The following is a 6,088-nucleotide window of genomic DNA, read 5'->3' on the forward strand; positions in this document are numbered from 1 at the left end:
TTGGGCGGTTTCAGCAAAAGGTCGCTAGCAAAGAGTAATGCAAGCAGGGCAAAGCCGATTGTGACCAAGTATCTCGATTGATTTTGCGACAGCATGGCAACTGCCTTTCAGAACATGCAAGTGAAAAGTCGGTACGATGTCATTGCGGTTGCAAACAAGCCGCCGTCAGGACCGGTTGTCACGAGACCGGCGATAACGCATTTTCTCGGTTTCCAGCTCATGACAGACCCCTCTCTCATGGTGCAACGCATACATTATGAGATATGCACATTATCTCGCTAATCAATTTCAATATCCATCATCCAACTAAAGAATACTGACTCACTGGTTCAGCGACGATGCGTTTTTACCCTCGCGTTCCCACTCGCCGCGTCGGCGGTCGGAAGGGTCTCCGTCTCGCAATCAGCGACCTTGTAACCGTATCTGTCGAGCCAGGCGGCAAGCACGTCCCAATCGACGCGCTTCCAGTCGCCGCCCGGCGCGTGCTGCATCACGAGGCCTCCGGCGACCATGAGCGCGTGGATATGCCCTCCTTGCAGGCCAGCGATGATCCCGCCGGTGCATACGATGCCAGGTCGCTGTGCCGGCATGGCGCAAACGTATTGGCCTTTGTGCCCCTTTTGGCAACTTTAGCATGGCTGTAGGTTAAACCAACCCACAGCCATGAGCACGTTAACGTAGTACTATGCTAATTACACGGATAAGGCAGGGGTATTTTTCTTTGGCGAATAAATTTGTATTTCATGGCAAGGGGGGTGGCGTTAAGGTTTTCATCGCTATATCAGTTGCCGTGTTCGCATTCTCTGCGCTATTTCTAAAAGTGGAGCGTTGCCAAAAAGATAGCGGAGGTGACTATTCACATTTGTGGTTCGTGAGCGGATCGGTGTTGAACGTTGACAGTTCTGGCGATTTTACCATGTCGGTCGAAAGTGAAGATCCATATAACGACGGGTCTGATCGTCTGACCATTCTGGTTGATTCAGAACATACGCGCTATGTAAGCGATAGTCCCGTGAGCGTTGGGTCTAAAGTCAAGGTAGGCTATTTTCTCGATTCCCGAAAGAGAAATACGATTCGCTGCTCTTCTGTGGATGTGTTGGAATAAATTTTGAGTAACTATCAGTAAAAAGCTGCGAGCAAAGGCCGCTCCACGTGGGGCGGCCTTTTTGGTGGATAGACGTTGCGGAGGATGATTGATTGACGTTTTTACTCCGCATGGAAATCGAGTGAGGATTCTGTCCCGCGAGGGGCGTGTTTTGAGGCTCTTGGCGGTACGTAATTCTCGTTCGGCGTCTTGACGGGACAAAACCCTCGGTTGACTTTTTGAAGCGTCCCTAGAATCAGCTGTTACGATAAAAACGGGGGGGGGTAACTCCGCGGACACGGCCTAGCGCGCTGCCATCCAGTGCCGATTCTGCCATACTCGCAATTCGGCGAGGATGAGGAGTATGAATTGATCGGGGCTTATAGGACAAAATGTGTGTCCTATAAGCCCCAAGGATGACGATTCCAATACGGATGACGACACCAAAACCGGCATCGACGGTTCCATGGACGATTCGGATTCCAAATAGGCCCTGTTAGTTGAGCCACTTCTTTGCCGGTGTCGTATACGAAACCGCTATACCCGCGGCAATTGCCATGAGACAGCTCGCGATGAATCCGAACTCATACTTCAAAACGTTTGTTGCGGTCAGGGCGATAATCAACACGGTCGCAATTTGCAGAATTATCATTATTGCGAAGAGATTGATTCCTTGTTTGGCCGAAGTCGCTGAGTGAGTCTGGCTTCGTTGATTCAGGTTGTAGCTGACAACAAAAGCGACCAGTTCGCTTGATACGGGGCCGACTACATAGAAAAAGATTGCGTCAATGAAGCCTATAGTGTTGTAAGTTGTTTCGCCGGAAAAAACAGCGTATAAAGCATATCCAAATCTTGGCTGATTCATGTATGAGTACGAAAAGACGAAGAGCGTCAATATTGCTACTACCAGAAGTGCATTCAGGACAAATCGTTTGCTTTTCATCGATCGCTCCTTCCGGGTGACTCTTATTTGTAATTCTACAGCATCCATTTGTTTTTCAAAGAATTTGACTGTCCTAAATAACATGCACTTTCGCTGGAGGGTCGCTGTTTGGCGGCCCTCTTTTTTGCACAGGCGCGGTGGGATGGTAATAATCGGGCGGGAGTCAGCCGCTCTGATAGAATCGTCCTTGCTGTCGGCAGCCCTCGTGCCGGGCAGAGCCCTCCATCCGATGGGAGGTGATGCCCATGACCGATTTCACTGAGCTCGTGAAGCTCCTGACTGCTATGGTCTCGCTCCTCACGGCCCTTGTCGTCCTTCCCAAGGCACTCAAGCAGGGTTCGAAGCCCAAAAAGAAAGGCCACCGTCGCTAAGACGATGACCCAACTTCATTAAGCAACGGCTCTGCCCAGCTCTCTACAACTTGGGCTGCCGTCGGCACCATTTTACCCTCCTGACGAGGAATTCGTCCATATTTCAAAAACCAAATTGCGTTTGCTATCGAAGCCTTGATTATCAACTTCATCCGAACACCTCCCACATTCATCCGCACATGTGCGGATGAATGTGGGAACCCGATACCCTGAGGGCCGGACCGGCCGGCACCGGGAGATCGGAGGACGGCCGGTCCGGAAAGAGGAAGAAGGGTTCCGCGGAGGCGGCCCCGAGGGCCTACGGCAGGCTCACCAGGCACGAGCGGGACACGGTCCAGAGGATGCTGGAGCGCAGGGCCTCGTGCAGGGAGATCGCCAGGGAGCTGTGCAGGTCGCCCTCGGCGGTGAGCGCCGAGGTGGCGTCGCACAGGTTCGTGACGGCGCCGAAGTCCAGGCGCGGCGAGCGCGTTGACGGCTCGGCCGACCTGTCGGCGGCCTGCCCGCGCCTGGCGGCGTGGCCGCGCTGCTGCAACGGGTGCGGCCGGTACCGTGCGATCGGCTGCAAGCGCCGCCCGCACGTATTCTGTGTTTCGTCAAGAGGATTTGAGCAAAAAGAGCATCGGAAATTGAGCAGCCTGAGCATCGGAAGCGCGCACGCTTTTTGAGCGGCTAGCCCTCCTGCATGAGGGCATGGCGGACGCGGTAGGACTCGCCGCGGAACTGGACGAGCCTCCCGTGGTGGACGATGCGGTCGATCACGGCGGCGGCCATCTGGTCGTCCCCGAACACCGACCCCCACCTGCTGAACTCCAGATTCGTGGTGATCACCACCGACTGTCTCTCGTATGCGTCGGCGAAGACCTGGAAGAGCAGCCTCGCCCCGTCCGCGTCGAGCGGGAGGAACCCGAGCTCGTCGATGACGAGCAGGCGGGCCTTGCCGATAAGCGCGGCCTCCCGGTCGAGCCTCCCGTCGTCGCGGGCGCGCCTCAGGCGCATCACGAGCGAGGACGCCGTGAAGAAGCGCGCCTCGAGCCTCCTCTCGCACGCCAGCGCGCAGAGGGCCGACGCCATGTTGTATTCCGTAACATCTAAATCGACAAAAACGGCAGCATAAAGTCGACACTTCCCGCAAGGGGCATGCTGACCAGATCGCAGGGCTATCTTGGTGGTGCTTCGTATCTACCAAAGGAGGCCCGGAGAGGAAATGATCAGCATGACCGATAAGAATTCTATACGCCTGCTGTGGCGGCAGGGGGACAGCGTCGCCGAGATCGCGCGCAAGACCGGCGTGAGCCGGGACACCGTCTACAAGTACCGCGACATGGACGACTTCAGCCCCAAGCCGCCCGCGAGGCGGGCGCAGGGCTCAAAGCTCGACCCGTACAGGCCCCTGATCGAGTCCTGGCTCGACGACGACATGCGCAGCGGACGCAAGCAGCGCCATACCGCAAAGCGCGTCCACGACAGGCTCGTCTCCGAGTGCGGCGCCGACGTCTCCGTCAGCACCGTGGAGCGGTGCGTCAGGGAGATTAGGGCCCGCCGCTCGGCGGAGGCGGCCGACGCCCAGTACCTCGACCTCGTCTGGGGCCCCGGCGAGGCGCAGGCCGACTTCGGCGAGGCCGACTTCTACGTGAGGGGGATGCGGACCACGCTGAGCTTCTTCGTGATGACGTTCCCGTACTCCAACGTCGGGCTGGCCCAGGTCTTCCCGGGCGAGACGTCGGAGTGCGTCTGCCAGGCCCTGCGCAACGTCTTCGAGCACGTCGGCGGCGTGCCGACCAAGATCGTCTTCGACAACGCGACCGGCGTCGGCCGCCGCGTCGGCGGCGGGGTCCGGACGACCGAGCTGTTCGCCGCCTGCAGCGCCCACTACGGCTTCCGCTTCAGGTTCTGCAACCCCCGCTCGGGCAACGAGAAGGGCAGCGTCGAGAACAAGGTGGGCTGCGTGCGCCGCAACCTCTTCGTCCCCGTCCCCCAGCTGTGGGACGCCGGCGCCTTCAACCGCAGGCTGCTCGAGCGCAGCCTCGCCATGTCCGACAAGCCCCACTGGATAAAGGGCGAGCGCGAGCTCGATCTCTTCGAGGCCGACAGGCTGGCGATGCTCGGGCTGCCGGCCAAGCCCCTCGACTGCGTCACCTACGTCTCTCGCACCGCCGACAAGAAGGGCAAGGTCTCGGTCGGCGAGAGGGGCCGCCACCTCTACTCCACGCACCCGTCGCTCTCGCGCCGCAGGCTCACGGTCGGCCTGCGGGCGACGACCGTGAGCGTCTACGACCCCGACAGCGGCGAGCTCGTCTGCGAGCACCCCAGGGCCTACGGCAGCGCCCCGACCGACACGTCCGACCCCGCCTCGCAGCTCGCCCTGCTGGCGTGGAACGCCGGCGGCTGGGAGAACAGCAGGGTGAGGGAGGCGCTCCCCGACGAGCTCAGGGAGCATATGGACTCACTGGACAGGGCGGGCCTGAAGGCCGAGCTGAGGGTGATGCGCGACCAGGCGGCCACCTCCGGATGGGAGGCCACGCTGCAGGCGGTGCGCCTCGCCTACGAGGCGACCGGCCGCATCGACGAGGCGTCGGTCGCCGTCAGCGCGGCGCGCGCCGCCACGGGGACCGTCACCTACGACGAGCCCGTGGACCTCGGCGTCTACGACGGCTTCATGGGGGTGGCGTAGATGGCCAGGGCCGCATGCCCCGACAGGCGCCTGCTCGAGTCCTCGCTGAGGGGCAAGGCGCGCTCGATGCTGTTCTCGAACAGCGTCGTCGACGAGTTCTGCGAGGAGGCAACGCTCCCCGAGATGAGGGCGGTCGAGGGCCTGCTGGCCAGGCAGATGGAGGTCAGGGCCGCCAACCAGCTGGAGAGGAGGATGCGCAGGGCGAGGTTCCCCGCGGCCAAGTCGCTCGACGGCTACGACTTCTCCCAGGTCTCGTTCCCCGACGGCTACGGGGAGGCCGACCTCAGGTCGCTCGCCTTCATCGACGCGTGCCAGGACTTCGTCTTCCACGGGAAGACGGGCAGGGGCAAGACCCACCTCGCCATCGCGGTCGGCGCCGCCGCCGTCAGGGCCGGCAAGTCCGTGAGGTTCTTCACCGTCGCGCAGCTCGTGATGCACCTGGCCGACGCGCGCGACCGCGGCAGGCTGCGCAGGGAGCTCGACGACCTGCTGTCGGCGGACCTGCTGGTACTCGACGAGCTCGGCTACGTGCCGCTCGACGTCGAGGGGGCGAGGCTGCTGTTCCAGGTCATGTCGGCCCCCGAGGGCACCCAGAGCCTCATAGTCACCACCAACATAGAGTTCAGCAGGTGGGGCACGGTGTTCGGCGACGACAAGATGGCCGCGGCCGTCGTGGACAGGCTCGTCTACACGGGCAGGCTGGTGGAGTTCAACGGCGCCAGCTACAGGATGGAAAACGCGCTGATGCTCGGGAAGGGTGAGGCCGAATGAGGTACGCCGCGGAGGACTGCCCGGTGAACAGGATGAAGGACCGCGACGCCGGCGCCTGGGACGCGCAGGCGCTCTGCGGGCTCTTCCAGTGCCCGGGCTGCGGGCTGACGCCGGACCACCCGCTGATGACGGGCGAGCGGGGCGGGATGGAGGAGGTGCCCCCGGAGGACTGGGAGATACCGTTCTAGGCAGCGGGCGGGCCGGCCGCGACGGCGCCGGCCCGCCCGGAGGCGGTCAGCATGAGGGTG

8 protein-coding genes are annotated in these 6,088 nt (G+C 61.2%); 6 read left to right on the forward strand and 2 right to left on the reverse strand.

The genetic code is table 11. The annotated features are described in order from the left end of the window. Positions 1-721: 721 nt before the first annotated feature. Positions 722-1,105: a hypothetical protein gene (locus ARB25_RS10065; protein ID WP_156327727.1), complete on the forward strand. Its 384-nt coding sequence runs from the start codon at positions 722-724 to the stop codon at positions 1,103-1,105. Between the two features lie 475 nt (positions 1,106-1,580). On the opposite strand, the gene ARB25_RS09025 is transcribed toward ARB25_RS10065, so the two are convergent. Further along, a complete protein-coding gene (locus ARB25_RS09025) occupies positions 1,581-2,027 on the reverse strand; it encodes a hypothetical protein (protein ID WP_055287492.1) in 447 nt (148 codons plus the stop codon). Between the two features lie 245 nt (positions 2,028-2,272). On the opposite strand from ARB25_RS09025, the gene ARB25_RS10355 reads away from it, so the two are divergent. Both ARB25_RS10355 and ARB25_RS10330 read left to right on the forward strand, forming a co-directional pair. Then, positions 2,273-2,398 (forward strand): hypothetical protein, encoded by a 126-nt coding sequence (locus ARB25_RS10355; RefSeq protein ID WP_301280529.1) that lies wholly within the window; start codon positions 2,273-2,275, stop codon positions 2,396-2,398. A 341-nt stretch (positions 2,399-2,739) separates the two neighbouring features. Beyond that, positions 2,740-3,063, forward strand: a complete 324-nt coding sequence (locus ARB25_RS10330; RefSeq protein ID WP_253276084.1) for a hypothetical protein — start codon at positions 2,740-2,742, stop codon at positions 3,061-3,063. A 4-nt stretch (positions 3,064-3,067) separates the two neighbouring features. Here the strand turns inward: ARB25_RS10330 and ARB25_RS09035 are convergent, their stop codons facing one another. After that, entirely contained in the window at positions 3,068-3,469 is a 402-nt protein-coding gene (locus tag ARB25_RS09035; RefSeq protein WP_366223331.1) for an ATP-binding protein, read from the reverse strand. Between the two features lie 142 nt (positions 3,470-3,611). Between ARB25_RS09035 and istA the strand changes: the two genes are divergently transcribed. The 3 genes from istA (at position 3,612) to ARB25_RS09050 (ending at position 6,028) form a co-directional block, all read left to right on the forward strand. Then, complete coding sequence (istA, locus tag ARB25_RS09040; protein WP_082421957.1) at positions 3,612-5,069, forward strand: IS21 family transposase; 1,458 nt, start codon at positions 3,612-3,614, stop codon at positions 5,067-5,069. 66 nt (positions 5,070-5,135) lie between these two features. Beyond that, positions 5,136-5,840 (forward strand): IS21-like element helper ATPase IstB, encoded by a 705-nt coding sequence (istB, locus tag ARB25_RS09045; RefSeq protein ID WP_055287500.1) that lies wholly within the window; start codon positions 5,136-5,138, stop codon positions 5,838-5,840. Further along, a complete protein-coding gene (locus ARB25_RS09050; RefSeq protein ID WP_055287498.1) occupies positions 5,837-6,028 on the forward strand; it encodes a hypothetical protein in 192 nt (63 codons plus the stop codon). The genes istB and ARB25_RS09050 overlap by 4 nt, the downstream gene beginning before the upstream one ends. The last annotated feature ends 60 nt before the right edge of the window (positions 6,029-6,088 follow it).

The sequence above is a fragment of the Collinsella aerofaciens genome (assembly GCF_001405375.1).
In the GTDB taxonomy this organism is placed as follows: Bacteria; Actinomycetota; Coriobacteriia; order Coriobacteriales; family Coriobacteriaceae; genus Collinsella; species Collinsella aerofaciens_F.

Bases quoted from the DNA above. Each gene is read 5' to 3' on its own strand.
- ARB25_RS10330 (WP_253276084.1), top strand. From the start codon at position 2,740: ATGCTGGAGCGCAGGGCCTCGTGCAGGGAGATCGCCAGGGAGCTGTGC.
- ARB25_RS09050 (WP_055287498.1), top strand. From the start codon at position 5,837: ATGAGGTACGCCGCGGAGGACTGCCCGGTGAACAGGATGAAGGACCGC.
- istB (WP_055287500.1), top strand. From the start codon at position 5,136: ATGCTGTTCTCGAACAGCGTCGTCGACGAGTTCTGCGAGGAGGCAACG.
- ARB25_RS09035 (WP_366223331.1), bottom strand. From the start codon at position 3,469: ATGGCGTCGGCCCTCTGCGCGCTGGCGTGCGAGAGGAGGCTCGAGGCG.
- ARB25_RS09025 (WP_055287492.1), bottom strand. From the start codon at position 2,027: ATGAAAAGCAAACGATTTGTCCTGAATGCACTTCTGGTAGTAGCAATA.
- istA (WP_082421957.1), top strand. From the start codon at position 3,612: ATGACCGATAAGAATTCTATACGCCTGCTGTGGCGGCAGGGGGACAGC.
- ARB25_RS10355 (WP_301280529.1), top strand. From the start codon at position 2,273: ATGACCGATTTCACTGAGCTCGTGAAGCTCCTGACTGCTATGGTCTCG.